This window comes from Helicobacter magdeburgensis, assembly GCF_000765825.2.
GTDB lineage: Bacteria > Campylobacterota > Campylobacteria > Campylobacterales > Helicobacteraceae > Helicobacter_C > Helicobacter_C magdeburgensis.
Genome location: NZ_JRPE02000052.1, coordinates 1 through 623, shown reverse-complemented (window position 1 = coordinate 623; position 623 = coordinate 1). Strand labels below are relative to the sequence as shown.

Sequence of the window (623 nt, the reverse complement as noted above, 5' to 3'; positions counted from 1 at the left end):
CCCTAAAACCTCTTCTTATTCACATCATCTAATATATCTTTAGCTACTCTATCTACTCTTTCACTTATTTCAGCACTTGAATTTGCTATCTCTACATTTTCTTGTGTTACAGATTCTAAATGAGATATAGCTTCATTGATTTGAGTTACACCTGTTGTTTGCTCTCTTATAGATTCACCCATATCATTGATACTTTGAACAAGTAAGTTTGTATTAGCTTCAATCTCACCTAAGCTCTTTTGAGTTCTTTCTGCTAACTTTCTCACTTCATCTGCAACAACAGCAAATCCTCTTCCGTGTTCTCCAGCTCTTGCTGCTTCAATAGCAGCATTAAGAGCTAAAAGATTTGTTTGATCTGCTATATCTCTAATAATGCCTATAACATTTTTAATATCTTCACTTTGTTGGATAACTTCTCCAGTCTTACCACTTACATTTTGCATAGAACTTGTAATCTCTTCTACGGCTTGAGCTGTTTGTTCTAGGCTACTTGCTTGAGAGTTAGTAAGATTTGTAAGATTATTTACAGCTTCTGCTAATGCTTTTGCTTCTTCACTTAGGTTTTGAGCAAAGTTAGAACTTGTATGCAGCATTTTTCTAATCTCTTCTCCTAGAGTATTTGT

1 protein-coding gene is annotated in these 623 nt (G+C 34.3%); it reads right to left on the bottom strand.

From position 1 onward, the window contains the following. Window positions 1-2: 2 nt before the first annotated feature. On the bottom strand, window positions 3-623 hold a 621-nt coding region (locus LS74_RS10810), incomplete at its 5' end, for a methyl-accepting chemotaxis protein (protein ID WP_236096937.1).